24 protein-coding genes and 1 pseudogene are annotated in these 25,988 nt (G+C 68.3%); 13 read left to right on the forward strand and 12 right to left on the reverse strand.

Annotated features, from left to right (window positions below; all coding sequences use genetic code 11):
• From C8E99_RS15385 to C8E99_RS15395, 3 genes are all read left to right on the forward strand, one after another.
• A complete protein-coding gene (locus C8E99_RS15385) occupies positions 1-1,002 on the forward strand; it encodes a carbohydrate ABC transporter permease (protein WP_115933540.1) in 1,002 nt (333 codons plus the stop codon).
• Complete coding sequence (locus C8E99_RS15390; RefSeq protein ID WP_245952399.1) at positions 999-1,928, forward strand: carbohydrate ABC transporter permease; 930 nt, start codon at positions 999-1,001, stop codon at positions 1,926-1,928. The genes C8E99_RS15385 and C8E99_RS15390 overlap by 4 nt, the downstream gene beginning before the upstream one ends.
• 105 nt (positions 1,929-2,033) lie before the next feature.
• Entirely contained in the window at positions 2,034-3,395 is a 1,362-nt protein-coding gene (locus C8E99_RS15395) for an ABC transporter ATP-binding protein (protein WP_115933040.1), read from the forward strand.
• 6 nt (positions 3,396-3,401) lie between these two features.
• On the opposite strand, the gene C8E99_RS15400 is transcribed toward C8E99_RS15395, so the two are convergent.
• Both C8E99_RS15400 and purU read right to left on the reverse strand, forming a co-directional pair.
• Positions 3,402-3,923 carry a gamma carbonic anhydrase family protein gene (locus C8E99_RS15400; RefSeq protein WP_115933041.1) on the reverse strand — a complete coding sequence of 174 codons (522 nt, stop codon included), beginning with the start codon at positions 3,921-3,923 and terminating at the stop codon, positions 3,402-3,404.
• 31 nt (positions 3,924-3,954) lie between these two features.
• Entirely contained in the window at positions 3,955-4,803 is an 849-nt protein-coding gene (gene purU, locus C8E99_RS15405; protein ID WP_245952497.1) for a formyltetrahydrofolate deformylase, read from the reverse strand.
• A gap of 315 nt (positions 4,804-5,118) precedes the next feature.
• On the opposite strand from purU, the gene C8E99_RS15410 reads away from it, so the two are divergent.
• Complete coding sequence (locus C8E99_RS15410) at positions 5,119-5,607, forward strand: hypothetical protein (RefSeq protein ID WP_115933043.1); 489 nt, start codon at positions 5,119-5,121, stop codon at positions 5,605-5,607.
• 74 nt (positions 5,608-5,681) lie between these two features.
• Here the strand turns inward: C8E99_RS15410 and C8E99_RS15415 are convergent, their stop codons facing one another.
• Genes C8E99_RS15415 through C8E99_RS15425 form a run of 3 tightly spaced genes read right to left on the reverse strand, consistent with a single transcriptional unit; the run spans position 5,682 to position 9,119 of the window.
• Positions 5,682-7,184, reverse strand: a complete 1,503-nt coding sequence (locus tag C8E99_RS15415; RefSeq protein ID WP_115933044.1) for a catalase — start codon at positions 7,182-7,184, stop codon at positions 5,682-5,684.
• A gap of 47 nt (positions 7,185-7,231) precedes the next feature.
• Positions 7,232-7,777: a Fur family transcriptional regulator gene (locus C8E99_RS15420; RefSeq protein WP_281269073.1), complete on the reverse strand. Its 546-nt coding sequence runs from the start codon at positions 7,775-7,777 to the stop codon at positions 7,232-7,234.
• 34 nt (positions 7,778-7,811) lie between these two features.
• A complete protein-coding gene (locus C8E99_RS15425; RefSeq protein WP_245952401.1) occupies positions 7,812-9,119 on the reverse strand; it encodes a flavin-containing monooxygenase in 1,308 nt (435 codons plus the stop codon).
• A gap of 293 nt (positions 9,120-9,412) precedes the next feature.
• Here C8E99_RS15425 and glyA point away from each other — a divergent pair, with 293 nt between their 5' ends.
• Together glyA and C8E99_RS15440 are read left to right on the forward strand one after the other, a co-directional pair.
• Positions 9,413-10,684, forward strand: a complete 1,272-nt coding sequence (glyA, locus tag C8E99_RS15435; protein ID WP_115933544.1) for a serine hydroxymethyltransferase — start codon at positions 9,413-9,415, stop codon at positions 10,682-10,684.
• A 138-nt stretch (positions 10,685-10,822) separates the two neighbouring features.
• Positions 10,823-11,710, forward strand: a complete 888-nt coding sequence (locus C8E99_RS15440; RefSeq protein WP_115933046.1) for a bifunctional methylenetetrahydrofolate dehydrogenase/methenyltetrahydrofolate cyclohydrolase — start codon at positions 10,823-10,825, stop codon at positions 11,708-11,710.
• An 18-nt stretch (positions 11,711-11,728) separates the two neighbouring features.
• Here the strand turns inward: C8E99_RS15440 and C8E99_RS15445 are convergent, their stop codons facing one another.
• Positions 11,729-13,249, reverse strand: coding sequence for an MFS transporter (locus C8E99_RS15445; protein ID WP_245952402.1), 1,521 nt, complete (start codon positions 13,247-13,249; stop codon positions 11,729-11,731).
• Positions 13,246-14,565 carry an MFS transporter gene (locus C8E99_RS15450; RefSeq protein ID WP_115933047.1) on the reverse strand — a complete coding sequence of 440 codons (1,320 nt, stop codon included), beginning with the start codon at positions 14,563-14,565 and terminating at the stop codon, positions 13,246-13,248. Before C8E99_RS15450 ends, C8E99_RS15445 begins: the two co-directional genes overlap by 4 nt.
• A gap of 77 nt (positions 14,566-14,642) precedes the next feature.
• Between C8E99_RS15450 and C8E99_RS15455 the strand changes: the two genes are divergently transcribed.
• From C8E99_RS15455 to C8E99_RS15480, 6 genes are all read left to right on the forward strand, one after another.
• Entirely contained in the window at positions 14,643-15,317 is a 675-nt protein-coding gene (locus C8E99_RS15455) for a hypothetical protein (RefSeq protein WP_245952403.1), read from the forward strand.
• 62 nt (positions 15,318-15,379) lie between these two features.
• A complete protein-coding gene (locus C8E99_RS15460) occupies positions 15,380-16,321 on the forward strand; it encodes an exodeoxyribonuclease III (RefSeq protein WP_115933048.1) in 942 nt (313 codons plus the stop codon).
• 29 nt (positions 16,322-16,350) lie between these two features.
• Entirely contained in the window at positions 16,351-17,514 is a 1,164-nt protein-coding gene (trpS, locus tag C8E99_RS15465; RefSeq protein WP_115933049.1) for a tryptophan--tRNA ligase, read from the forward strand.
• Positions 17,515-17,670: 156 nt separating this feature from the next.
• A complete protein-coding gene (locus C8E99_RS15470) occupies positions 17,671-18,522 on the forward strand; it encodes an ABC transporter ATP-binding protein (RefSeq protein WP_115933050.1) in 852 nt (283 codons plus the stop codon).
• The gene (locus C8E99_RS15475) at positions 18,519-19,802 is read left to right on the forward strand and encodes an ABC transporter permease (protein WP_115933051.1); all 1,284 of its coding nucleotides are present in this window, start codon (positions 18,519-18,521) and stop codon (positions 19,800-19,802) included. Before C8E99_RS15470 ends, C8E99_RS15475 begins: the two co-directional genes overlap by 4 nt.
• 131 nt (positions 19,803-19,933) lie before the next feature.
• Positions 19,934-20,617, forward strand: coding sequence for a hypothetical protein (locus C8E99_RS15480; protein ID WP_115933052.1), 684 nt, complete (start codon positions 19,934-19,936; stop codon positions 20,615-20,617).
• Between the two features lie 133 nt (positions 20,618-20,750).
• On the opposite strand, the pseudogene C8E99_RS15485 reads toward C8E99_RS15480, so the two are convergent.
• The 5 genes and pseudogenes from C8E99_RS15485 to sdhC form a co-directional block, all read right to left on the reverse strand.
• Positions 20,751-20,936: pseudogene (locus C8E99_RS15485) on the reverse strand (dihydrofolate reductase family protein); the annotation flags it as partial.
• A 141-nt stretch (positions 20,937-21,077) separates the two neighbouring features.
• On the reverse strand, positions 21,078-21,869 hold the full coding sequence (locus C8E99_RS15490; protein WP_115933053.1) for a succinate dehydrogenase iron-sulfur subunit: 792 nt from the start codon (positions 21,867-21,869) through the stop codon (positions 21,078-21,080).
• A complete protein-coding gene (sdhA, locus tag C8E99_RS15495) occupies positions 21,869-23,656 on the reverse strand; it encodes a succinate dehydrogenase flavoprotein subunit (RefSeq protein WP_115933054.1) in 1,788 nt (595 codons plus the stop codon). Before sdhA ends, C8E99_RS15490 begins: the two co-directional genes overlap by 1 nt.
• A gap of 58 nt (positions 23,657-23,714) precedes the next feature.
• On the reverse strand, positions 23,715-24,200 hold the full coding sequence (locus tag C8E99_RS15500) for a succinate dehydrogenase hydrophobic membrane anchor subunit (RefSeq protein WP_115933055.1): 486 nt from the start codon (positions 24,198-24,200) through the stop codon (positions 23,715-23,717).
• 3 nt (positions 24,201-24,203) lie between these two features.
• Positions 24,204-24,611 carry a succinate dehydrogenase, cytochrome b556 subunit gene (gene sdhC / locus C8E99_RS15505; RefSeq protein ID WP_115933056.1) on the reverse strand — a complete coding sequence of 136 codons (408 nt, stop codon included), beginning with the start codon at positions 24,609-24,611 and terminating at the stop codon, positions 24,204-24,206.
• Positions 24,612-24,820: 209 nt separating this feature from the next.
• Here sdhC and C8E99_RS15510 point away from each other — a divergent pair, with 209 nt between their 5' ends.
• Positions 24,821-25,978, forward strand: a complete 1,158-nt coding sequence (locus C8E99_RS15510) for a mannose-1-phosphate guanylyltransferase (RefSeq protein ID WP_425452901.1) — start codon at positions 24,821-24,823, stop codon at positions 25,976-25,978.
• Positions 25,979-25,988: the final 10 nt, after the last annotated feature.

Genomic DNA, 25,988 nt, shown 5'->3' on the forward strand with positions numbered 1-25,988 from the left:
ATTCCCACGAATGTCCCCGCGGTCGACCCGGCGGTTCCTGCGGACCCCGGCCGAGGCTCCGCGCCGCCGGGCGGTTCCCGTGGCCGCCGCAAGGCGCCGACCTCCGAACGCGCGAAAGCCGAGGCCCGCCTGGGCTGGTGGCTCGCCGGGCCCGCCTTCGTCATCATGGTGGCCGTCATCTTCTATCCCGTGGCGCAGGCCGTCTGGGACTCGCTGTTCAGCTACCGCCTGACGGCCCCGGCGGACCGGGAGTTCATCGGCCTGAGGAACTACGCCACGATCCTCACGGACGGGGTGTTCTGGAGCGCCCTGGGGGTCACGGCCCTGATCACCGTGGTCACCGTCTTCGTGGAGCTCATCCTCGGATTCATCCTCGCGATGATCATGCACAAGGCCATCAAGTCCACGCGTGGCCTGGTCCGCACCGTGATCCTGGTGCCCTACGGCATCATCACCGTGGTCTCGGCGTACGCCTGGTACTACATGTTCAGCATCGATTCCGGGTACGTGAACAACTGGCTCAGCTGGCTTCCCGGGTTCAACGACGAACTCAACTGGTTCGCCCAGGGCGGCACCTCGCTCGTGGTGATCATGTTCTCGGAGATCTGGAAGACCACGCCCTTCATCTCCCTGCTCCTGCTCGCCGGGCTGGCCCAGGTCCCGGAGGACCTCTCCGAGGCGGCCGCCGTGGACGGTGCCAACTGGTGGCAGCGGCTGAGTCGGGTGGTGCTGCCGAACATGAAGGCGGCCATCATGGTGGCCGTGCTGTTCCGGGCCCTGGACGCGTTCCGGGTGTTTGACTCGATCTTCATCATGACCAACGGCGCGTACGGCACCGAGGTGCTCTCCCTGCTGGCCTATCGCACTTCGATTGGCCGCCTCGAGATCGGGCTCGGCTCGGCCATCTCCGTGGTGCTGTTCCTGTGCGTGGCCCTGATTGCCTTCGTTGCCATCAAGGTCTTTAACGTTGACCTGGCTGGATCCAAGGGAGGCCGCAAATGAGCGTCGAAGCAACCCGAGTCCCGGCCAGCCGCGCCACCCGCGAGCAGGACACGACCGCTGAGGAGCTGGAGGGCCAGAAGACGGCCCGCCGTGCCAAGCGGAACACGGCCATCGGCTGGTGGGTGCTCACCGTCATCGTGGCCGTGTGGTGCCTGTTCCCCGTGGCATCCATCCTGGCGACGAGCTTCAAGACCCCGGGGGACCTGTCCAACGGGCAGTTCCTGCCCACCGAGTGGTCCGGGGTGAACTACTCCGAGATCCTGGTGGGGGATTCGCGTGAGCTGTTCCTGACGGCGCTGTGGAACTCGATCGGCATCTCCGTGATCGCCACGGCGATCGCCGTGGTGCTGGCCACCCTGTGTGCCTACGCGATCGCTCGCTTGGACTTCCCGGGCAAGAAGGTCGTGCTGACCGTTTCCCTGATGGTCTCCATGTTCCCGGTGATCTCCCTGGTCACGCCACTGTTCAACATGTGGCGCACGCTGGGCCTGTATGACACGTGGCCCGGTCTGATCATCCCGTACCTGTCCCTGACGCTGCCGATCTCCATCTGGACGCTCACGGCGTTCTTCCAGCAGATCCCGTGGGAGCTCGAACAGGCAGCACAGGTGGACGGCGCCACCCCGTTGCAGGCATTCCGCAAGGCGATCGTCCCGCTGGCCCTGCCCGGCGTCTTCACCACCGCCATAATCGCCTTCTTCATCGCCTGGAACGACTTCGTCTACGGCATCTCACTGACCTCCACCGAGGCGGCCAGACCCGTGCCGGCCGCGTTGGCGTTCTTCACCGGCGCCTCCCAGTTCGAATCGCCCACCGGCGCGATCTCCGCTGCGGCGATCATCGTCACCATCCCCGTGGTGCTGCTGGTCATGCTCTTCCAGAAGCAGATCGTCGCCGGCCTGACCTCGGGTGCGGTGAAGGGCTGATCAGCGGGGCCTACACCTGCCGCAGACAACCGGCGCGCGTGAGTACCAGCCACCCATCATGACGGAACGCAAGGCAAGCGAAGCAAGCAGAGAAAGGGAGCACCGATGGCCTCCATCACCCTGAACAACATCGTCAAGAAGTACGACGACGGCTTCCCGGCCGTGAACAATGTGTCCCTGGACATCGCCGACGGTGAGTTCGTCATCCTGGTGGGCCCCTCGGGCTGTGGCAAGTCCACCCTGTTGCGGATGATCGTGGGGCTGGAGGACATCACGTCCGGTGAGCTGCAGATCGACGGGACGCGGATGAACGAGGCCGCGCCGAGGGACCGGAACCTGGCCATGGTGTTCCAGAACTACGCCCTCTACCCGCATCTGACGGTGTACGAGAACATCGCCTTCCCGCTGCGTCTGGCCAAGAAGTCCGGTGGCTTGAATGGCTCCAACGGTGACTCCACCGGGGGAGCGAACGGCGGATCCCGCGGAAGAAGCCTCGGCGGGGCCGGCGGGGGATCGGTGGACGACCGGGTGCGCAAGGCGGCCGAGATGCTCGAGCTGACCGAGCACCTGGAGCGCAAGCCCGCGAACCTCTCCGGTGGTCAGCGGCAACGCGTGGCGATGGGGCGGGCGATCGTCCGCCAGGCGGACGCCTTCCTGTTCGACGAGCCGCTGTCCAACCTGGACGCCAAGCTGCGTGGGCAGATGCGCGCCGAGATCGCGCAGCTGCAGCGCCGGCTCGGGGTCACCAGCGTGTACGTCACCCACGACCAGACGGAGGCGATGACCCTGGGGGACCGGGTGGCGGTGCTGAAGAAGGGTGAACTCCAGCAGGTGGCCAGCCCCCGCGAACTCTACGAGCAGCCCGTGAACCTGTTCGTGGCCGGCTTCATCGGCTCCCCGTCCATGAACTTCCTGCCCGCCACACTCAAAGAGGGCTCCGCGGGTGCCGTTGGGGCAGGGGGATCGGGCGGTGCCGTCCTCTCCTCGCCCATCGGTGACATCCCCATCTCCGCGGAGAAGGCCGCCGTGGCGAAGGGCCATGAACTGCTCATGATCGGGCTGCGGCCCGAGTTCTTCGAGGATGCGCAACTCGTGGACGAGGCCAAGAAGGGCAAGGGCGCGGTCTTCACGGCGGAGCTGTCCCACCTGGAATGGCTGGGGCACGAGCAGTACGGCTACATCGAGTTCGAGCCGGACGAGAAGGTCCGGCGTCTGCTGTCCGATCTCGCGGCGGAGATGGACGCGGACGAGTTGCGTCCGCAGGTGGTCACCACCCTGTCCGCGGAGTCCCGGGTGCGCCCCGGTCAGCCCACCGACCTCTGGGTGGACACGTCCCGCATCCACATCTTCGACCCGGAATCCGGGGAGAACCTGACCCGGGACGCGGAAGCGGGCGCCGAACTGACACGGATGGCCACTGAGGAACGCGAGCGCGAGCTCGAGCTGGCCGCAGCCAAGGACGGCTAGCGGGGACTACTCGGAGGTGGCGGCCCGGTGCGCTGCGGCCAAGCGGACGTAGGTTGCCGAGTTCCTGCCGAGGGAGGCGATCTCGTCCTCGGTGAGCTCGCGGCGGACCTTGGCGGGGACGCCGGCCACGAGTGACCGCGGCGGGACCATGGTGCCCTCCAGGACCAGGGCGCCGGCGGCCACGAGCGACTGGGCCCCGATCACGGCTCCGTTCATGACAGTGGCGGACATGCCGATCAGGCAGCCGTCCTCCACAGTGGAGCCATGGACCACGGCGGCGTGGCCCACCGAGATGTCCTGGCCCAGGGTGCAGGGGAAGCCCGCATCCGCGTGGAGGACCACGTTGTCCTGCAGGTTCGTGCGCTCGCCGACCCGGATGGGTGCGCTGTCCCCGCGCGCCGAGACGCCGTAGAAGGCAGAGGACTCGGCTGCGAGGGCCACGTCACCGGACAGGGTGGCGGTGGGGGCGAGGAAGCAGGACTCGTGGGCGACCGGCGTCGAACCGGAAACGGTGATCAGGTGTGCCATGGCAACAGCGTACGTGCCGCCCCACTTTCCGTCAGTCGAAGACGACGGTGCGCTTGCCGTCGAGGAGGACCCGGTGCTCTGCGTGCCATTTGACGGCGCGGGAGAGGGTGGAGCCTTCGACCTCGCGGCCGCGGATGACGAATTCGCGGGCGGACTGGGCGTGGGTGACGCGTTGGACCTGCTGTTCGATGATCGGGCCCTCGTCCAGGTCGGCAGTCACGTAGTGGGCGGTGGCCCCGATGAGCTTGACGCCGCGCTCGTGGGCCTGGTGGTAGGGGCGGGCACCCTTGAAGGAAGGCAGGAAGGAGTGGTGGATGTTGATGGCCTTGCCCTCGAGCTTGCGGCAGAGGTCGTCCGAGAGGATCTGCATGTAGCGGGCCAGGACCACGAGCTCGATGTCGTATTCGGCGACCAGGTCCAGGAGCTTGGCCTCGGCCTCGGCCTTGTTGGAATTGCCTTCAGCATCCTTGGCCACGGGGATGTGGATGAAGGGGATGCCGTAGAAGAAGGCCATGGGCTGGAGCTCGAGGTGGTTGGAGACGATGACCGGGATCTCGACAGAGAGGGTGCCGGCCCGTTGCTGGAAGAGCAGGTCGTTGAGGGTACGGCCATCCTTGGAGCACATCACCAGGGTGCGGGTCTTGCGGGAGGCCTCCCAGAGGCCGAGGTCCATGGCGAACTCCTCACGGACCGGTTCCAGGGCTGCCTCGACCGCCTCGCGGCTCTCGGGGGTGGTGAATTCCACGCGCATGAAGAAGGTGCCGGTGTCCGGGGAGTCGAACTGCTTGGAGTCGGTGATGTCTCCCTGGACCGAGAGCAGGGCGCCGGAGACGGCGTGCACGATGCCGCGGCTGTTCTTGCAGGACAGGGACAGCACCATGGGGTGGCCTGTGATCTCGGCCGAACCGGCCAGGGTGGCGTTGGACGCGGTGGCAGGGGTAGAAGCGTTCATGGGGAAAGCATACCTATCTCCATAGTGATTTGAGTCACCGGGCACAAAATTGTTGTCGGGGAAGCGCGCTACCCCCCCCAGAGGGTCCTGGGCGGTGGACCGGGCTGTGGGACTGGACAGTGATCCTGGGCGGCGGCCCAGGCCTCGGCCCCCAGGTCACCCTATGGCACAGTGGGCGGCACCAGCCGGGCAGCTCCGGAGCCGTCCGGTAGGTCCACCGTCAGCGAGAGCAAAGGACAGGTCATGGACAGTCAGCAGATGCTGTGGTTGGTCATCGGCGTGGTGGTGGCCATCATCATCATCGCCGTTGCCATCGTATGGGCGAAGCGGAGTCGGGACCGGCGGCAGGAGGCTGCCCACCGGGCGGCGGAAGACCTCCGCGGTGAGGCGGACCGGCAGCAGGGGCGCACCGTGGCCGAGGAGGAACGGGCCTCCGCCGTCCGCCATGATGCCGATGCTGCGGAGGAGCAGGCCCGGCAACTGCGGGTCGAGGCCGAGGAGCGTGAGCGGACCGCCGACTCATCGCGTGGTGCCCTGGATGCGCAGCTGCGGGAGGCGGACCGGCTGGACCCAGAGGTGCGGACCGACCGGGAGGGGCGCCGGATCGACGGTGCCGATTCCACCGACAGCGCTGACCCGACCGGCGAGACCGCGCCGGTCGACGACGCTGGACCCGGGAAGCATGCCGCGGACAAGCCCCTCGACGGCGACGCGCGGGGGCCCCGCTCCTGACATCGGAACGGGGCCCTCGGCACCATGCGGCACCGGCCGGCGTCGGGAATCCGGCGCCGGGGGACTAGCGGTCCTTAGCGGTCGCGGTCGACGCCCATGCCCGGGACCTCGGCGCCGTCGGCGTTGGCCTTGACGGCGTCCTCGATGCGCTGGCCGATGGTGGCGTCCACGTTCTTCCAGTACTGGAAGGCGTTGGACAGGACCGGCTCCTGGACGCCGTCCAGGGCGCCGGAGACGGTGGCCACGAACTCGTCGCGCTGGGCGTCGTTGAACACCTCGCGGACGAGGATGCCCGGCTGCACGAAGTCGCCGTCGTCCTCGCGGAGGGTGTAGGCCTCGCGAGTCAGGGCGCCGTCGGCCTCCCAGCCGTTGTCCACCGGGCCGGTCTCGTCCGACCAGGAGTCACCGAAGGAGTTCGGGGCATACATGGAGCGGGCACCGGTGTGCTCGTACCACATGTTGCCCTCGAAGTTGTAGGTGTGCACGGGGTTGATCGGCTTGTTGACCGGCAGCTGCTGGAAGTTGGTGCCGATGCGGTAGCGCTGGGCGTCCGCGTAGGCAAAGTTGCGGCCCAGCAGCATCTTGTCCGGGGAGTTGCCGGTGCCCGGGACCATGTTGGCGGGGGAGAAGGCTGCCTGCTCGATCTGGGCGAAGAAGTTCTCCGGGTTGCGGTTCAGGGTCATGGTGCCGACCTTGTGCCGCGGGTAGTCCTTCTTCGACCAGGTCTTGGTCAGGTCGAAGGGGTTGAACCGGTAGGTCTTGGCCTCGTCGTACGGCATGATCTGGAAGTACAGGTCCCACTTCGGGAAGTTGCCTTCGGCGATCGCGTCACGCAGGTCGCGGCGGTGGTACTCGGCGTCCGCACCGGCCAGGCGCTCGGCCTCGGCGTTGGAGAGGTTCTCCACGCCCTGCTGGGACTCGAAGGCCCACTTGACCCAGAAGCGCTCGCCGGCGGCGTTGACCAACGAGTAGGTGTGGGAGGAGTACCCGTTCATGGTGCGCCAGGACTTGGGCAGGCCGCGCTCGCCCATGAGATAGGTGACCTGGTGGGCGGTTTCGGGGTTCTGGGTCCAGAAGTCCCACTGCATGGTGCCGTCACGCAGGCCGGAGTCCGGCATGCGCTTCTGGGAGCGGATGAAGTGCGGGAACTTCATGGGGTCGCGCACGAAGAAGACCGGCGTGTTGTTGCCGACCAGGTCGAAGTTGCCCTCTTCGGTGTAGAACTTCAGCGAGAAGCCGCGCACATCGCGCCAGGTGTCCGGGGAGCCGAGCTCTCCGGCCACGGTGGAGAAGCGCGCGAGCATGTCGGTCTTCTTGCCGGGCTGGAGGAAGTCGGCCTTGGTCCACTGCGAGATGTCCTCGGTGATCTCCAGAGTTCCGAAGGCGCCGGCGCCCTTGGCGTGCGGACGGCGCTCGGGGACGTTCATCCGGTTGAAGTGGGCCAGGGTCTCCACCAGGTGGTGGTCGTGCAGGACGATCGGGCCGTCAGCGCCCACGGTCAGCGAGTTGCGGTCGCTGACGGCGGGGATGCCGGCCTGAGTGGTGGAACCGGTACCGTGCGGGGTGGTTTCCGTCATCACGTTCTCCTTGGTCGGTTGGGTGTGGTGGGTGGATGGGATACCGGTCAGCCCTGGCGGGCTTCCCGGGGCATGGTGGGGACCTCACGGGTCCCGGTAGGCGCGGCTTGCGCCGGCTGAGCGGAGGCGCAGTCCGCGCACAGGCCCTGATAGACGACGTCGGCGATCCGGATGATCATGCCGTGCGTCTCGGAGGGGTGCAGGCAGGGCGCATGGCCGACGGCACAGGCGACGTCCTCGATGCGTCCGCACTCGGTGCAGACAGCGTGATGGTGGTTGTCCGCCACGCGGGTCTCATACCGTGCCGGTGAGTTGGCCAGGTCCAGCTGGCGGAGCAGGCCGGCGCCGGTCAGGGAGTGCAGCACGGTGTAGATGGACTGCACCGTGATCCCCGGCAGGCTCTGGCGCACGTGCTCCAGCACCGTGTCCGCCGTGGCGTGCGGGTATGCGTGCAGGGCGTCCAGGACGGCGAGCCGCTGCTTGGTGACCCGCAGCCCCGCCGACCGCATGCGGGCCGCCCAGGCCAGAGGGGCAGCTCCGGTGAGGGCTCGCCCTTTCTGGTCAGGGGTCTCGGCGGGGGTGCTCTGGGTCATGCTCCCAGTATTGCATATTCTGAGTTACTCATAATTACTTGGAGGTCATCGGGGCCCCCGCCGCTGCCTCCACGGCTTCCACGGTCCTCACTGCCTCCACGGCGGCTCGTCGCCCCGCCCGGGTGGCCCCGATCGTCGAGGCGGAGGCGCCGTAGCCCACCAGGAAGAGTCCGGGGCTCTTCGCCACGGACACCCCGTCCGCCGCCATCACCACGCCGCCCCCGCGCTCGCGGATGTGCACGGGGGACAGGTGGTCCAGGGAGGCCCGGAACCCGGTCGCCCAGAGGATGACGTCCACCGGCGTCTCCCAGGTGGTCAGCGGGTCCTCGGCCGAGAGAGTGGTGCAGGCGCGGCCCGGCAAGGCGGACACCCGGCCCAGGCCGCCGGCCGCGGTGCCGTCCGGCGCAAGCAGCGCATCGGCGACGGGCCCCTGGGAGGGGACCGGGCCGCCGTCGGGCCCCGGGCCGTCCAGGACCACGCCGGTGGGGGTGATCCGGCGTAGCGGGCCCCGGCTGATGAGCACGCCCGAGGCGAGGCCGGCGAGGTATTGGTCCGTGACGGGCAGGCCCGTGGCGGCCACCACGGACAGTGGAGGCAGGCCCATGGTGGTGCGGGCGGAGACGGAGGCCTCCACGTTCACACCCCATGAGGAGTCGAAGAAGCGGTCCGTCCAGTCCGGCGCGCGGCGGGTGCTCCACACGGTGTGGGCCCCGGCCGCGTCCAGTTGGAGGAGGAACTGCAGCGCGGAGGTGCCGCCGCCGACCACGAGGACCCGTTGGCCCGTGAAGTCCTCGGCCGCTGTGAACCCCCGCGTGTGCAGTTGCCTGCCGGTGAACTCCGCGATCCCCGGGTAGTACGGGATATAGGGGCTGTCCCAGGTGCCGGTGGCGTTGATGACCGTGCGGGCCCGCCAGGTGCGCCCGTCCGCGGTGGTGACGGTGAAGGTGCCGTGCCCGCTCGCGGCCGCATTCGGAACCGTCTGCTCCACGTGGTGCACCACCGACTCGACCTTGGCGGGACGGACCACCGGCAGGCCGTGTTCCTGCTCGTAGGTGCCGTAGTATCGCGAGACGACCCGGCTGGCCGGCTCGGCCGGATCCGGGGTCCCCAGGGGCAGGCCGGGAAGGTCGTGGATCCCGTGCGCGGCGTCGAAGGTCAGGGAGTCCCAGCGGTGGCGCCAGGCGCCACCAGGACCATCATTGGCGTCGAGGACCACGAAGTCCTCCCAGGGTTCCAGGCCTTTGCGCTTCAGTTGCCCGGCGGCGCTCAGTCCCGCCTGCCCGGCCCCGATCACGACGACGGCCAGCAGCTCGGGCGCGGAGGAACTCTCAGATGTGCTCACCTCCAGTGCAGCGCCACGGCTGCTGTGGGTATTCCGACGGAGTGTCCCGCCATGGTGCCGACACGTGCGGACGCCCGCGCTACGATGGGGCGCAGGCCGCGACTGGCGAAGGTGGACCACCACCGGGAAGCGGCGAACACGGACACCGGCGGTCATCAGATGCGGCCGGACCGTGCAGGCCTCCGGACCGCCCGCCTGGGTCCGGCGGCGGCCAACGAACGTGACTACGCCAGCAGGAGCCTTCCGTGACAGAGCCCAACACCGCGCCCTCCCAGTCCGCCACCACCACTCGAGTGGCCGGGCTGAACACCCAGCCCCTGGCCGAGGTTGATCCCGAGATCGCCGCCGTCCTGGGGCAGGAACTCGGCCGCCAGCGGGACACCCTGGAGATGATCGCCTCCGAGAACTTCGTCCCGCGGGCGATCCTCGAGACCCAGGGGTCGGTCCTGACCAACAAGTACGCCGAGGGCTACCCCGGCCGCCGCTACTACGGCGGTTGCGAGTACGTGGACGTGGCGGAGAACCTGGCGATCGAGCGGGCCAAGTCCCTGTTCGGCGCGGAGCACGTCAACGTCCAGCCTCATGCCGGCGCGCAGGCCAACGTGGCCCTGATGACCGCCCTGATGCAGCCCGGTGACACCCTCATGGGCCTGTCCCTGGCGCACGGCGGTCACCTGACCCACGGTATGAAGCTCAACTTCTCCGGCAAGACCTATGACATCGCCGCCTACGAGGTGGATCCGGACACCTACCGGATCGACATGGACAAGGTGCGCGAGAAGGCACTGGAGGCCAAGCCCGCCGTGATCGTGGCCGGCTGGTCTGCCTACCCGCGCCAGCTCGACTTCGAGGCCTTCCGCTCCATTGCGGATGAGGTCGGAGCCAAGCTCTGGGTGGACATGGCCCACTTCGCCGGCCTGGTGGCCGCCGGACTGCACCCGAACCCGGTGCCGCACGCCGACGTCGTGACCTCCACCGCACACAAGACGCTGGCCGGCCCGCGCTCGGGATTCATCCTCTCCAAGGAGGAGTACAAGAAGAAGATCGACTCCGCTGTCTTCCCGGGCCAGCAGGGCGGGCCGCTGATGCACGCGATCGCCGGCAAGGCCGTGGCCTTCAAGATCGCCGCCTCCGAGGAGTTCGCCGAGCGCCAGCGCCGCACCATCGAGGGCGCCCAGCTCCTCGCCGAGCGGTTGACCGCGGCCGACGTGACCGAGCACGGCATCTCCATCCTGACCGGGGGCACCGATGTGCACCTGATCCTCGTGGACCTGCGCCATGCCGAACTGGACGGTCGCCAGGCCGAGGACCTGTTGCACGAGGTCGGCATCACCGTGAACCGCAACTCGGTCCCGTTCGATCCGCGCCCGCCGATGACCACCTCCGGGCTGCGCATCGGCACGCCGGCGCTGGCCACCCGCGGCTTCGGCGCCACGGAGTTCACCGAGGTCGCAGACATCATCGCCCAGACCCTCAAGCCGTCCCCGGACGTGCCGGCCCTGCGCGCCCGCGTGCAGAAGCTGGCCGAGGACTTCCCGCTGTACGAGGGCCTCGAGGGCTGGTGATCGCCGCGGCTCCCCAGCGGGAGCCGTAGCAACCCGCAGTGTTGGGGAGTGGCGCAGTCCTGGTGACAGGCGCCACTCCAATCACTATGGTGATAGGTATTCATTTTGGTCGACCCCCGCAAGGAAGCGTGAACCGCCATGACCGCACAGAAGCTCGACGGCCGCGCCACTGCCGCCGCCATCAAGAAGGAACTCACCGAACGCGTCGAGGTACTCCGTGGCCAGGGTGTGGTGCCCGGGCTGGGGACCGTGCTGGTGGGGGAGGACCCTGGTTCGCAGTCCTACGTGGCCGGCAAGCACCGTGACTGCGCCGAGGTGGGCATCACCTCCATCCGCCGTGACCTGCCCGATTCCACCACGGAGGACGAACTCCTCGCGGTGGTCCAGGAGCTGAACGCCAATGACGAGTGCACCGGGTACATCGTGCAGTTGCCGTTGCCGAAGCACATCGACACGGACCGGATCCTGGAGGCCATCGACCCGGACAAGGATGCCGATGGCCTGCACCCGATGAACCTGGGCCGGCTGGTCGCCTCCGTGGGCGGCGAGCTCACCTCCCCGCTGCCGTGCACGCCGAAGGGCTGTGTGGAGTTGCTGAAGCACTATGGAATCGAGCTGGCGGGCAAGCTCGTGCTGGTCATCGGCCGCGGCGTGACGATCGGCCGTCCGGCCGGCCTCGTGCTGACCCGCCGGGATGTCAACGCCACCGTGGTCCTGGCCCACACCGGGACGAAGGACCTCAAGGCGGAGCTGGCCCGGGCGGATGTCATCATCGCGGCCGCGGGCGTGGCCCACATGGTCAAGCCGGAGGACGTCAAGGAGGGCGTGGTCGTGCTGGACGTGGGCGTTTCCCGCGTCACCGGCGAGGACGGCAAGGCGAAGATCACCGGTGACGTGGATCCGGCCGTGGCCGAGAAGGCGTCCTGGATGGCACCCAACCCCGGCGGCGTCGGACCGATGACCCGGGTGGAACTGCTGGCCAACGTGGTGGAGGCGGCCGAGCGGGCCGTCGCCGCACGGATCTGACCCCAGCTCAGCCCTAACTCAGTCCTCGAGGACCAGGGTGCCGCCGCGGTACCGGCGGATGTAGTCGAGCACGCCCGCGACGAGGGTCACGGCCAGGAGCCCCATGACCACCAGCAGGGCCGTGTCAGCGGCCTCTCCATAGGCGACGGCCACGGCGGCCGCATCGGCGGCCGTGACATCAGCACCGCCCGGGGCGGCGCCGGTGCCGGACGCCGCCAGGGAAGCGTAGAACGCGCCGGTGACGGCGGCCAGCCCCGTGGCGGTCAGCACCCGCTGGGCCGTCTGGGAGACGCCGCCGGCGGCCCCGGCGGCGTGGGGCGGGACCTCGTGCATGGTCAGGACCTGGGAGCTGGTCATCAGCAGCGCCTGGGCCGGCCCGAAGGGGAACAGGCAGAGCGCGAGGGTCCAGAAGGGCCACGCACCGAGGGCGATCTGGTGGAACGCGACCATGCCCAGGGCCACCGCACCCAGGGCCAGCACGGCGCCGGCCACCACGAACAGGGGCCCGCGGCGGTGGACATGGCTGCCGATCCACGGCGAGAGGGCCATGACCGCCAGCGCCGTGGGCAGCGAGGTCATCCCGGCGGCCAGGGCCGAGTATCCGAGCCCCTGCTGCGTCACGATGGCCTGGACGGCCCACAGCCCGGGCATGGCCCCCAGGAGGAATGCGGTGGCCACCGTGCTGTAGCTGAACGAGGGGATGCGGAACAGGGCTGGGTCCACCATGGGCGCACGTCCGGTGGCCGGGAACCTGCTCTTCATGCGCTGCTCCCACAGCCACCAGGCCGCAAGCAGCACGGCCGCCGCGGCCAGCAGGAGCCATGTGCCGGGCAGGATGAACGGGACCATCAGGCAGACGACGGCGGCAGCCAGGAGCACAGCTCCGATGGGGTCCAGGGCCCCCAGGCTGCGCCGGGCCTCCTCGGAGCGGACCCGTGCCGGTGGGCGGAGCCAGGCTGCAGCCAGGACAGCGGACAGCACGCCGAAAGGGACGTTGATCAGGAAGGTGGTGCGCCATCCCCACTCGGGCCCGAGGGCACCGAGGATCACCCCGCCCAGGGTCGGCCCGATGGCCACGCCCAGCCCCACCACGGTGCCGAACAGCCCGTAGGCGCGCCCGCGGGCCCGGCCGTGGAAGACGTTCTGGATGATGCCGATGATCTGCGGATTGAGCAGTCCGGACCCCAGGCCCGTCACCACGCGGGACAGGTTGAGCATGAGGGGGTCCACGGACAGGCCGGAGGCCAGCGATCCCACGGTGAACAGCAGGATGCCGGCAATGAAGATCGGCTTGCGCCCCCAGAGGTCGCCGGCTCGGCCCGCGGCCACGAGCACCACGCCGAAGGACAGGGCGTAGCCGGCCAGCACCCATTGGAGATCGGCGGAGCTGGCGTTCAGGCCGCCCTCGATCGCCGGCAGGGCCACGTTGACCACGCTGACGCTCATGAGGGACATGAACAGGGGCACCAGGAGCACCACGAGGATCTTGTTCCCGCCGGGCGGCCGGGCCGGCCGCGGCGCGGGGTGCTGCGCCGTCAAGACCGTCCCCGTTGAAGGTGGCGCCCCTGGACCAGCCAGTAGACCGGGACCAGCGCCACCAGGAACCCGGCCAGGACCCAGTAGAGGCCGGTGGTGCCCCACCACTGGACCAACGCGCCGGCGAGCAGGGGGCCCAGGCCCATGCCGGCGTCGATCCCCAAGAAGTACGTGGAAGCACCCATGCCGGCCCGTTCGCGGGGCACCTGGGTCACACAGATGACCTGACCGGCGGACTGCAGCTGACCGTAGCCGAGGCCCACGAGGACCGCCGCGGCCATGAGTGCCATCACGGTGCCGGCCACGGCGATGGTCGCCAGGCCGGCCGCGAAGAGCAGGAACGCCGGGAGCATCACGATGTTGGCGCCCCTGCGGTCCATCAGCCGCCCCGTGAAGAGCCGGGAGACGAGGACGGTGCCGGCGTAGACGGCGAAGAACAGGCTGGCCACGGTGCCGAAGTCGCGTTCCGAGACCAGGGTGGCCAGGAAGGTCACGATGCCCGCGTAGCCCAGCGAGTACAGGGCCCCGATGGCGGCGGTGGGGGCCGCGCCGGGCTCCACGTATCGGGCCCACCACGGGCGCGCGGCCTCGGGAGGTGCGCTGGGGTTCTGGGCGGCAGCGGTGGCGGCACCATCGGTCTCCACCACAGCTGGAACCTCAGGAACGTCAGGAGTCTCAAGAGCAGGCTCCGAGTCCCGGGGGCGCACGTCCATGAACAGGGCGATGACGAGGCCGGCCAGGGAGACGGCCGAGGCGATGACGGCCACGGTGCCGAATCCCGTGCCGCCCAGGGCCAGGCCGACCATCGGTCCGGCAGCCACGCCGATCAGTGTGGAGGACGAATAGTGGCTGGTGCCCTCGGACATCCGGGTCCCGGGCACACGGTTCACGGCGGCCGCGGCGATGACGGAGGAGGAGACCCCGAAGGTCAGCCCGTGCACGGCGCGCACGAGCAACAGTGCCCAGACCTCACCGGAGGCCCAGTAGAGCAAGGGGGCCACGATGAAGGCGATGAACCCCACCAGCAACAGGGGGCGGGAGCCGAAGCGTTCGATCAGGGGGCCGGCCAGCAGTCGGGAGATGAGGGTGCCCACGATGAAGACGGAGGCCACGGCGCCCCCGACGGTGTCGCCCACTGCGAACCGGGCCACCGTGTAAGCCGCCACCGTGGACAGCAGGAAGTGCACGTTGAAGAACATCATGATGTTCGCCAGGCAGGCGAGCACGAAGCCCCGATTCCAGAGCCCGCCAGGGACGGCTGGCCTGCCCGGAGGTGAGAGAGGACCCCCGTTGGCGGTGCGGGGCGGCGACTGGGACATGAGATCCAGAGTAAGCCGGTGGCGATCAGAACCCCGCCGGGACACCACGCGCCGTCACATGCGGGATAATCGACCCCATGGATGCAGTGGAGAGTGGAACCGACCGTCAGCCTGGCCGTCCCGGTGCCGCCAAGGGCAGGGGCTGGGGAGCGAAGGGCAGTGGCATCACGTTCGCCGTCATGGTGGTCGTGCTGCTCGTGGCGCTGCTTTTCGCCGCCAATCAGAATGACGTGATCGGCTGGCTGCTGGTGGTCATCTCCGCCGGCTGGCTCGCGCTGGCCGCCCTGGTGGCCCTCGGCGTGCGCCGCGGTGCGCGATCGGTGGACCGCCGGATGAAGGACCTCTCCGCCTCCCTCGCCCCGCGCGTCGGTGCGGCGGAAGCCCCGTCCACCCCGTCTGCCCCCTCATCCGCCGCGTCCTCCCGCGCCTCGGGCCGGGCCGGAGCGGCTGAGGCCGCCGCGTCCGACCCGATGCGGGACACCAAGCTGGACCACTCCTTCAAGATCGTCCAGGTGCAGACCCGCGTGGTCACCGAGGAGCTGTCCAAGGGCGTCGACTCGGACACGGACATGATCGCGCGCGCCCTGGAGACGATCCACATCACCTCCGCCAACGCCCGGGAGATGATCAAGGAGTCCACCGCGCCCTCTGGCAGCGAAGGCAGGCCTGAGAAGTCCGGGAAGCCTGGAACGGCGAGGGCCGCGGGAACCCCGGGGACCCAGGGCCCGATCACCGGGGAAGTCATCAACTGATCTCCTCCTGATCTCTTTCTGACCTCCGGGCTCTCCAACTCGTCCTACCTGCCGCAGAACCCATGGCGGGACGGATCGGCGATAGGCTGGAACGCGTGACTTCTGCCGATACCGCACCCCAGCCCGACAGCCAGCCCGAGAGCCAGCCCGCACCCGTGGTCCACGCGAACGCGAACGCCCCCAAGGCGGAGGGCGCCCTTCGCCTGGCCACCGTGAACGTCAACGGCATCCGCGCCGCCCACCGCAAGGGCATGGGCGCATGGTTCGCCGGCCGCGGCATCGATATCCTGACCCTGCAGGAGGTTCGCGCGCCGAAGGAGATCGTGGAGAACCTCCTCGAGGAGATCACCGGTCAGAACTGGCACGTGGTGGAGACCGAGGCCGCCGCCAAGGGCCGGGCCGGCGTCGCCATCGCCACGACTTTGGAGCCGCTTCAGACGCGGGTGGGCATCGGCGACTCGTACTTCGACGACTCCGGCCGGTGGATTGAGACCGACCTGACCGCACCGGACGGCAAGACCCTCACCGTGGTCTCGGCCTACGTCCACTCGGGGGACGTCGGTACGCCCAAGCAAGTGGACAAGTACCGCTTCCTGGACGAGATGGTCCGTCACCTGCCCGAGCTGAGGGCCACCAAGGACTACGCCGTGCTCACCGGTGACCTCAACGTCGGCCACACCACGCGGGACATCAAGAACTGGAAGGGCAACACCAAGAAAGCCGGCTTCCTGCCGGAGGAGCGCGCTTACTTCGACCGGTTCTTCGGCGAGGAGATCGGCTACGTGGACGTGGCCCGTCAGCTCGCCGGAGACGTGGAGGGGCCCTACACGTGGTGGTCCATGCGCGGCCAGGCCTTCGACAATGACACGGGCTGGCGCATCGACTACCAGGCCGCCACCCCGGAGCTCGCCGCCAAGGCCACCGGCGCCGTGGTGGACCGCGCCCCCAGCTGGAACACCCGCTTCTCCGACCACGCGCCGCTCGTGGTCGACTACCAGTTCTGAACCGCACCTCCCGCAAGGACCAGCACCCCATGACCGAGAACACCACGCCCGACGCCGGCGCGGCACCCGCCGCGGCCGGCACCCCTACCGCCGGGCGTCCGGCGCAGACACCCCGGACATCCCGGACAACCCCGGCTGATGTCCTGGCCCAGGACACCGCGAAGACGGCCCACCTGGCCGGCGCCAGCACCCGTCACCGCGTGCTGTCCGGCATGCAGCCCTCCGCGGACTCGCTGCACCTGGGCAACTACCTCGGGGCGCTGGTGAACTGGGTGCAGGTCCAGGAGGACTTCGACGCCTACTTCTTCATCCCCGACCTGCACGCGATCACGGTGCCCCAGGACCCCGAGGCCATGGTGAAGCGCACCCGCGTGGCGGCCGCCCAGTTCATCGCCGGCGGGATCGACCCGGAGCGCTCCACCCTGTTCGTGCAGTCCCAGGTACCCGAACACGCCCAACTGGCGTGGATCCTGATGTGCATGACCGGAATGGGCGAAGCCCAGCGGATGACGCAATTCAAGGACAAGGCGGCCCGGCAGGGCGCGGAGGCGGCCGGCGTCGGGCTCCTGGCCTACCCCATGCTGATGGCCGCGGACATCCTGCTGTACCAGCCGCACGGGGTGCCCGTGGGGGACGACCAGCGCCAGCACGTGGAGCTGACCCGGGACCTGGCCCAGCGATTCAACGCCCGCTTCGGCGAGACCTTCGTGGTGCCCACCGGCTTCTACCCGGAGAACGGTGCCCGCATCTATGACCTGCAGAACCCGACCTCGAAGATGTCCAAGTCCGCCGAGTCACCGAACGGCCTGATCAACCTCCTCGACGATCCGAAGGTCATCGCCAAGCGGATCAAATCCGCCGTGACGGACGACGGCACCGAGGTCCGCTTCGACCGCGAGGCCAAGCCGGGGGTGTCCAACCTGCTCTCGATCTTCGCCGCATTCAGCGGAAGGACGATCCCGGAGCTCGAGGAAGCCTATGTCGGCAAGATGTACGGTCACCTCAAGATGGACCTGGCCGAGGTCGTCGTCGAGCGACTGGCCCCGATCCGGACCCGGGCCCTGGAGCTGTTGGATGATCCGGCCGAGCTGGATCGCCTGCTGTCCCAGGGGGCCCTCAAGGCCCGCGAGGTGGCCGTGCCGGTGCTGGCCGATGTGTACGCGAAGATGGGCTTCCAGCCGCCCAGCCGGTGAGACGCGTGCCGGTCGAGCGCTGAGACGTGTCATGGGCACCCATGACAGGTGTCATCAGTTCGGCCGATTGCCCGTGACGGCACCGCCCGGGCGGGAGGGACCTGACATACTGGCGTGGAAACCCACCCCGACGGCAGTCACCACGAAAGGTCCCCCATGTCAGCACCCGTTCTCGAGACAGAGAACCTGGTCAAGGTCTATGGGCGAGGAGAATCCCGCTTCGACGCCCTCAAAGGCCTGACCTTCGAAATCCACGAAGGCGAATCGGTGGCGATCGTCGGCAAGTCGGGCTCCGGCAAGTCCACCCTGATGCACCTGCTGGCACTGCTCGATGAGCCGACCTCCGGCGTGGTGGCCATGGACGGCCGCCCTGTCAGCCAGTTGAAGCCCGCCCAGGTCTCCGCACTGCGCAATGACACCTTCGGCTTCGTGTTCCAGCAGTTCTTCCTCAACGCCAACCAGACGGTGCTGGAGAACGTCATCCTGCCGCTGAAGATCGCCGGCGTCTCCGCCTCCGAGCGCAAGCGCCGCGGCATGGAGGTCCTGGAGCAGCTGGAGATGGCGGACAAGGCCAAGAACAAGGCCAATGACCTCTCGGGCGGACAGAAGCAGCGCGTCTGCATCGCCCGCGCCCTCATCAACCAGCCGACCGTGCTGTTCGCCGATGAGCCGACCGGCAACCTGGACACCGCGACCGGCGAGGTCGTGGAGGACATCCTTTTCGGGCTGCACCGTGACCGGGGCATCACCCTGGTCGTCGTCACGCACGACGACGACCTGGCCTCCCGCTGCGACCGCCGCCTGCTGATGCAGGACGGCCTCATCGTCGCCGACGACCGGGGGGAGGCGGCCAAGGCCGCCGGGGCCGGCGTCGGGCAGGCCTCCCGTGAGGGCTCCCGCCAGGTGGGCGGACATGGCAAGCACGCCGCGCCCGCGACGGCGGACGGACAGCCAGCCTCCGGACAGGACACCGAGACCGGCACCAAGACCGGGGAGGGACAGGCATGAGGAACGTAGACGTCGTCCGGACCGCGCTGGGCAACACCATGCGGTCCAAGACCAGAACCTTCCTGACGGTCATCGCGATCGTCATCGGCGCCTTCACCCTGACCCTCACCTCGGGCCTGGGCGCCGGCATCAACAAGTACGTCGACTCCATGGTCGCCGGATTCGGCCAGACCAACCAGATCTACGTCATGCCGGGGATGGACGCGTCCCAGCAGATGCCGACCAACGGCGAACCCCAGGAGTATGACCCCGAGGAGGCCGGCGCCACCGGTGAGTTCGGCATGCAGATGCTGACCGAGGACGACATCGCCACGATCGAGGGCATCAACGGTGTCACCGACGTGGAGCCCATCGTCTTCGTCACCGCCGACTACCTGGAGACCGCGGACGGGGACCAGTTCGTGCTGCAGTCCCTGGGTTTCCCCTCGGACGCCGCCGGCATGGAGATGGAAGCCGGGACCACACCGGACCCGCAGGCCATGGAGCTGACGGTTCCTGAGACCTGGCTCTCGGCGTTCGGCACGGAGGACCCGAACGAGGTCCTCGGAGAGACCGTCACGATCGGGCTCAAGGACCTGGCCCAGCAGGAGCAGGCGGTCGAGGCAGAGATCGTCGGCGTCTCCCAGCAGGCCATCTCCGGAGTCGGCGGCAGCCCCATGCCCTCCAGTGCCCTGAACCAGGAGTTGAACGACGTGCAGACCTCCGGGCTGGACGTGGAGCAGCCGAAGAACTATGTGCAGGCCGTGGCCACCGTGGAGAACATCGACGCCAACGAGACGGCCATCAAGCAGGCCTTGAGTGACGAGGGGCTGATGGGTCTGACCCTCGAAGACCAACTGGGAGTCCTGACCGGGATCATCGATACGGTGACCTGGGTCCTCAACGGCTTCGCGCTGATCGCCCTGCTGGCCGCCAGCTTCGGCATCGTCAACACCCTCCTGATGTCCGTCCAGGAGCGGACGCGGGAGATCGGCCTGATGAAGGCCCTGGGCATGGGCCGAGGCAAGGTCTTCGGGCTCTTCTCCACCGAGGCCGTCATGCTCGGCGTGATGGGCTCCGTGATCGGTGTGGGCCTCGGTGTGCTGTTGGGCGTGATCGGCAACGCCGCCCTGGTCAACGGCCCGCTGAGCGGTGTGGCCGGACTGAGTCTGTTCGCCGTCGACCCGCTGTCCATCGTCCTGATCGTCGCGCTGATCCTGGTGATCGCCTTCCTGGCCGGCACCATGCCGGCCGCCCGGGCCGCGAAGAAGGACCCGATCGAGGCCCTGCGGTACGAGTAGTCGGCCGGCTGGAGAGATCCTCCGGCTGCCTACCCCAACCCATCCAACCGTTCGAATCATTCGAACCAGTCGAACCAGTCGAATAACAGCGTGGCCGCTCCGATGGCCACCGCAACGAGAGGGGACATCTCATGACCGACAACCCGCAACAGCCCCAGGGCAACCCGGCCCCCCAGCAGCCGGGCCAGCAGCCGGGCCAGCAGCCGCCGGCCGCTCCAGGCCCGCTGCCCTATGGGACCCCGGCCCAGCAGCCCTACTCCGCTCCTGACCAGCAGGGTTCCAAGTACGGCACCGGCACCTACAACCCCGGCGAGGTCGGCCAGCCCGTGGCCGAGCCCAAGAGCTGGGGCCGGTTGAAGATGCTGACGCTGGCGTCCTTGGCGATCTACGTCGTCTACTCCATCGTCAGCTTCCTCACCTCCGGGAACGAGGACCTTCTCGATGCGCAGCTGGACGCCCAGGCAGGCATGGGTATCCCGCGGGACGAACTCGAGGAGATCGTCGAGGCGAGCATGGCGTTCGTCATGATCACGGCCGTGGTCGCCCTGGTCATCGCCGTCGTCGTCTACCTGCTCGTGTACTTCGGCCTGCGCAAGGGCAAGAACTGGGCCCGCATCCTCGGCACGGTGTTCGCCGCCCTGGGCACCCTGTTCATGCTCTACGGCCTGACCACCATCGGCACCATGATGTCCGCGGCCCCGGGCCTGGGTATCGCCACCCTGGTGATCACCGTGGTCTTCGTGCTCGTGAACATCTGGTGGCTGGTGACCGCGTTCTCCAAGGACAGCAACGCCTACGTGAACTCCCGCCGCTGATCCACCGCTGATCCGCGGCTGACCCACGGATCGAACCGCTTTGCGGGCAATCCCCACGGTGGGGGTTGCCCGCATAGTCGTTTAAGGGCTTTGCGTCGTTTGAGGGCTCTGCAATGGCGTGTGTCGCCGCTGGCTGGTGCACCCGATAGCGCAGGTGAAGCACCCGGTTACCCAGAATCACCACCTCGGGATCCTCCAACAGGTGCTGCGCGCGGACCGACCCGAAGTAGCGCTTGCCGGAGCCGAGCACCACGGGTACGACGTCCATGCGCACCTCGTCGACGAGGCCTGCGCCCAGCACCTGGCCACCGACGTCGCCTCGATCTGGGCCCAGTACCGTGCCGTCGCCGGATCGAACGAAGGGGCCCATGCGAGGTACGCGAAAGCCCCCGGGAATCATCCCGGGGGCTTCGGCGTGGGTGGGGGAGTGGTTACCTCCGGTGTGGCACGGCGGGCTGGATCAGAAGGCTCCGGCCAGCACGGCCTGCTTGACCTCGGCGATGGCCTTGGTCACCTGGATGCCGCGCGGGCAGGCCTCGGTGCAGTTGAAGGTGGTGCGGCAGCGCCACACGCCTTCCTTGTCATTGAGGATCTCCAGGCGCATGTCACCGGCATCGTCGCGGGAGTCGAAGATGAAGCGGTGGGCGTTGACGATCGCGGCCGGGCCGAAGTACTGGCCATCGGTCCAGAACACCGGGCAGGACGAGGTGCAGGCGGCGCAGAGGATGCACTTGGTGGTGTCATCGAACCGCTCGCGCTCCTCGGCGGACTGCAGGCGCTCCTTGGTGGGCTCCGGGCCCTTGTTGACCAGGAACGGCATGATCTCGCGGTAGGACTGGAAGAACGGGTCCATGTCCACGATCAGGTCCTTCTCCACCGGCAGGCCCTTGATGGGCTCCACCAGGATGGGCTTGGACAGGTCGAGGTCCTTCAGCAGGGTCTTGCAGGCCAGGCGGTTGCGGCCGTTGATGCGCATGGCATCGGAGCCGCACACGCCGTGCGCGCAGGACCGGCGGAAGGACAGGGTGCCGTCGATGTCCCACTTGACCTTGTGCAGGGCGTCCAGCACACGATCGGTGCCGTACATGGTGACGGTCCATTCGTCCCAGTAGGAGTCCTCGGACGTCTCGGGCAGGAAGCGGCGGACCTTGAGGGTGACGTCGAAGCTCGGGATCTCACCGGTTCCGCCGCCCTGGGCGCCGAGATCGACCTTCGAGGGTCCTTCTGCGGGTTCGTTGATCGTGGTGCTCATCAGTACTTACGCTCCATCGGCTGGTAACGGGTGACAACAACCGGCTTGGTCTCGGAACGGATGCCCTTGACGCCCTCCATCTCGGAGTCGGGGTCGCGGTAGAGCATGGAATGCGCCATCCAGTTCTCGTCGTCACGGTCGGGGTAGTCCTCGCGGTAGTGGCCGCCGCGGGATTCCTTGCGGTGCAGGGCAGCCACGGTCATGGCCTCGGCCATGTCGAGCAGGTAGCCCAGCTCCAGGCCCTCCAAGAGGTCCAGGTTGAACCGCTTGCCCTTGTCCTGCACGGAGACGTTCTCGTAGCGTTCGCGCAGGGACTCAATCTCGGCCAAGGCCCGGCGGATCGACTCGTCCGTGCGGAAGACCTGCATGTCCGCGTCCATGACATCCTGCAGGCGGGCCCGCAGCTCGGCCACACGCTCGGTGCCGGTGGCGGAGCGCAGGTTCTCGATGTGCTCGACCGTCGGTGCCTCGCCGTTCTCCGGCAGCTCCACGAAATCGGCGGTGGCGGCGTACTCGGCGGCGTAGATGCCGGCACGGCGGCCGAAGACGTTGATGTCCAGCAGCGAGTTGGTGCCGAGGCGGTTGGAGCCGTGCACGGACACGCAGGCCACCTCGCCGGCGGCGTACAGGCCCGGGACCACGGTGTCGTTGTCCTGGAGCACCTCGGCCTTGATGTTGGTCGGGATGCCGCCCATCACGTAGTGGCAGGTCGGGAAGACCGGCACCGGCTCGGTGTAGGGCTCCACACCGAGGTAGGTGCGCGCGAACTCGGTGATGTCCGGCAGCTTGGCGTCGATGTGAGCCGGTTCCAGGTGCGTCAGGTCGAGCAGGACGTAGTCCTTGTTCGGGCCGCAGCCGCGGCCCTGGCGGACCTCCTCGGCCATGGACCGGGCCACGATGTCACGCGGCGCGAGGTCCTTGATGGTCGGGGCGTAGCGCTCCATGAAGCGCTCACCGTCCGCGTTGCGGAGGATGCCGCCCTCGCCGCGCGCCGCCTCGGAAAGCAGGATGCCCAGGCCGGCCAGGCCGGTCGGGTGGAACTGGATGAACTCCATGTCCTCCAGCGGCAGGCCGTTGCGGTAGGCGATGGCCATGCCGTCACCGGTCAGGGTGTGGGCGTTGGAGGTGGTCTTGAAGACCTTGCCCGCGCCGCCGGTGGCGAAGACCACGGACTTGGCCTGGAAGACGTGCAGTTCGCCGGTGGCCAGTTCGTAGGACACGACGCCGGCCACGCGCTTCTGCGTGAAGGGCGTCCCGTCCGGGCGGGTGCCCGGCTCGTCCACCATCAGCACGTCCAGGACGTAGAACTCGTTGTAGAACTCGACGTCGTGCTTGACGCAGTTCTGGTAGAGCGTCTGGAGGATCATGTGGCCGGTGCGGTCGGCCGCATAGCAGGCGCGGCGGACCGGGGCCTTGCCGTGGTCGCGCGTGTGTCCGCCGAAGCGACGCTGGTCGATCCGGCCCTCCGGTGTGCGGTTGAAGGGCAGGCCCATCTTCTCCAGGTCCAGCACCGCGTCGATGGCCTCCTTGGCCATGACCTCGGCGGCGTCCTGATCCACCAGGTAGTCGCCGCCCTTGACGGTGTCAAAGGTGTGCCACTCCCAGTTGTCCTCTTCGACATTGGCCAGGGCGGCACACATGCCGCCCTGGGCCGCACCCGTGTGCGAACGGGTGGGGTAGAGCTTGGTCAGCACCGCTGTGCGGGCGCGCTGACCGGATTCGATCGCCGCGCGCATGCCGGCGCCGCCGGCACCGACAATCACGACGTCGTACTTGTGTACCTGCATTCGTTGAGTTCCTTCTGCTCGAGAAATCTCGGGGGATCAGTGGGGGTGCGTCAGGGCGTCAGAGGGTCTCGCAGAACGCGGGAGTGGACTCCAGCAGCATTCCGTCGGCGCCGACGAGGCACGGTTCGAAGGTGAAGATCACCAGGGTGCCGAGCACGATGATGACGGTGGTCGCCGCGTAGAGGACCATCTTCAGCCAGAACCGCACGCCGTCACGTTCGGCGTAGTCGTTGATGATGGTCCGGACGCCGTTGGTGCCGTGCAGCATGGCCAGCCACAGCAGGGCCAGGTCCCAGAACTGCCAGAACGGATCGGCCCACTTGCCGGCAACGAAGCCGAAGTCCAGGCCGTTGATGCCGTCCCCGACCATGAGGTTGGAGAAGAGGTGGACGAAGATCAGCACGACCAGGACCACGCCGGACAGGCGCATGAACAGCCAGGCGAGCATCTCGAAGTTGCCGCTCTTGGTCTTGTCCCGGGTGTACTTCGGGTCGATACGCCCCGTGCGGGGGGCTGCGATCGTGGATTCAGCGGTGGCGCTCATGGCTCAGTGACCTCCGAGGGCAAGCATCAGGTGGCGGATGGCGAACGCGCCAACGGTGACGACGGAGAGGACCACCACGGCCCACAGCATCTTCTTGTGGTGCTTGGTCCCGCCCTTCCAGAAGTCGACCAGGATGATCCGCAGGCCGTTGAAGGCGTGGAAGACGATGGCGGCCACGAGGCCGACCTCTCCGACGGCCATCAGCGGGTTCTTGTAGGTACCGAGCACCGCGTTGTAGGCCTCCGGCGAGACCCTCACCAGTGAGGTGTCCAGCACGTGGACCAGCAGGAAGAAGAAGATGGCCACGCCGGTGATCCGGTGGATCACCCACGACCACTGACCTTCGTTGCCGCGATAGAGGGTCCCACGGCCGGACTTCGCCGGGGCCTGCGCTGATGTCGCAGTAGACACTGTTTTACCTCCCAGGGATTGCAAGGGCGCCTGTGCCACGTCCGATGGGCACAAAGGGAACGCCGGTGCGAGTGCATTCCTCCACGACAGACTAGTACTTCTTGACGTTATGTTCCCTATTGTTGACCGGCCTTGTTCCCGGTGTGGCACGGGTCACGGGGGTGGGGCGGATCCGGGCCCCGGCCCGGCGGTCACCTATGCTGTCCGGTGTGACGACTGACCCTGAATTGGATGGCCTTGCCGCCGTGGACCTCTCTGACACCCCGGGACTGGACCGCTTCTATGGTGTGATTCCTGCCGGTGGCGTGGGGACGCGGTTGTGGCCGCTCTCGCGGGCGGCCGCGCCGAAGTTCCTGCATGACCTGACCGGCTCGGGGCAGACCCTGATCCGCGCGACCTATGATCGTTTGGCCGCGCTGGCCGGGGACCGGGTCATGGTGGTCACCGGTGAGGCCCACGAGGGCGCCGTGCGGGAGCAGTTGCCGGACCTGGCCTCCGAGGACACCGTGCTCGAGCCGGAGCCGAAGGACTCGGCGGCGGCTATCGGGCTGGCCGCGGCCATCCTGTTCGAGCGGGATCCGGAGACCATCATGGGCTCCTTCGCCGCTGACCAGGTGATCGGCCCGGTGGAGGAGTTCCAGGAGGCTGTCGCGGAAGCGGTCGCCACCGCGGCCACCGGCAAGATCGTGACCATCGGCATCAAGCCGACGCACCCGGCCACCGGGTTCGGTTACATCCGGCAGGGCGAGGCCTTGACCGTGAAGGGCGCACCCCACGCCAAGGACGTGGCCGCGTTCGTGGAGAAGCCGGCTGAGGACGTGGCGAAGGAGTACGTCGCCTCGGGGGAGTACCTGTGGAACGCGGGTATGTTCGTGGCCCCGGTGTCCTTGATGTTGCATCACCTGGCGATCAATGAGCCGGAGCTGCATGCCGGCGTCGTGGAGATCGCGAAGGCCTGGGGTACGCCGGCCCAGGCGGAGACGATGGCCCGGGTCTGGCCCGGGCTGAAGAAGACCGCGGTGGATTATGCGGTGGCTGAGCCCGCTGCCGCGGCGGGGGATGTTGCCGTGATCCCGGGTGGGTTCACCTGGGACGACGTGGGCGATTTCGCCGCGATCGCCCGGCTGAACCCGGCCAAGCGGGCCTCTGGTATCACCGTGATCGGTGAGACGCCGCGGGTGTACTCGTCCAAGGCCTCCGGTGTGGTGGTCACGGATACGGCGCGGGTGATCGCCCTGATCGGTGTCGAGGACATCGTGGTCGTGGACACCCCGGACGCCCTGTTGGTCACGACGACGGAGCACGCCCAGTCCGTCAAGCAGGCCGTCGAGTCCCTCAAGGCCCACGGAGACGACGACGTCCTCTGAGCCCGAAGAG

The sequence above is a fragment of the Citricoccus muralis genome (assembly GCF_003386075.1).
Classification (GTDB): Bacteria; Actinomycetota; Actinomycetes; order Actinomycetales; family Micrococcaceae; genus Citricoccus; species Citricoccus muralis.

Bases quoted from the DNA above. Each gene is read 5' to 3' on its own strand.
- trpS (WP_115933049.1), top strand. From the start codon at position 16,351: ATGACCGAGAACACCACGCCCGACGCCGGCGCGGCACCCGCCGCGGCC.
- C8E99_RS15450 (WP_115933047.1), bottom strand. From the start codon at position 14,565: ATGTCCCAGTCGCCGCCCCGCACCGCCAACGGGGGTCCTCTCTCACCT.
- C8E99_RS15460 (WP_115933048.1), top strand. From the start codon at position 15,380: ATGGCGGGACGGATCGGCGATAGGCTGGAACGCGTGACTTCTGCCGAT.
- C8E99_RS15395 (WP_115933040.1), top strand. From the start codon at position 2,034: ATGGCCTCCATCACCCTGAACAACATCGTCAAGAAGTACGACGACGGC.
- C8E99_RS15500 (WP_115933055.1), bottom strand. From the start codon at position 24,200: ATGAGCGCCACCGCTGAATCCACGATCGCAGCCCCCCGCACGGGGCGT.
- C8E99_RS15440 (WP_115933046.1), top strand. From the start codon at position 10,823: ATGACCGCACAGAAGCTCGACGGCCGCGCCACTGCCGCCGCCATCAAG.
- C8E99_RS15475 (WP_115933051.1), top strand. From the start codon at position 18,519: ATGAGGAACGTAGACGTCGTCCGGACCGCGCTGGGCAACACCATGCGG.
- C8E99_RS15480 (WP_115933052.1), top strand. From the start codon at position 19,934: ATGACCGACAACCCGCAACAGCCCCAGGGCAACCCGGCCCCCCAGCAG.
- C8E99_RS15420 (WP_281269073.1), bottom strand. From the start codon at position 7,777: ATGACCCAGAGCACCCCCGCCGAGACCCCTGACCAGAAAGGGCGAGCC.
- sdhA (WP_115933054.1), bottom strand. From the start codon at position 23,656: ATGCAGGTACACAAGTACGACGTCGTGATTGTCGGTGCCGGCGGCGCC.
- C8E99_RS15390 (WP_245952399.1), top strand. From the start codon at position 999: ATGAGCGTCGAAGCAACCCGAGTCCCGGCCAGCCGCGCCACCCGCGAG.
- C8E99_RS15490 (WP_115933053.1), bottom strand. From the start codon at position 21,869: ATGAGCACCACGATCAACGAACCCGCAGAAGGACCCTCGAAGGTCGAT.
- C8E99_RS15410 (WP_115933043.1), top strand. From the start codon at position 5,119: ATGGACAGTCAGCAGATGCTGTGGTTGGTCATCGGCGTGGTGGTGGCC.
- C8E99_RS15400 (WP_115933041.1), bottom strand. From the start codon at position 3,923: ATGGCACACCTGATCACCGTTTCCGGTTCGACGCCGGTCGCCCACGAG.
- C8E99_RS15470 (WP_115933050.1), top strand. From the start codon at position 17,671: ATGTCAGCACCCGTTCTCGAGACAGAGAACCTGGTCAAGGTCTATGGG.
- C8E99_RS15415 (WP_115933044.1), bottom strand. From the start codon at position 7,184: ATGACGGAAACCACCCCGCACGGTACCGGTTCCACCACTCAGGCCGGC.
- purU (WP_245952497.1), bottom strand. From the start codon at position 4,803: ATGGTGCTGTCCCTGTCCTGCAAGAACAGCCGCGGCATCGTGCACGCC.
- C8E99_RS15455 (WP_245952403.1), top strand. From the start codon at position 14,643: ATGGATGCAGTGGAGAGTGGAACCGACCGTCAGCCTGGCCGTCCCGGT.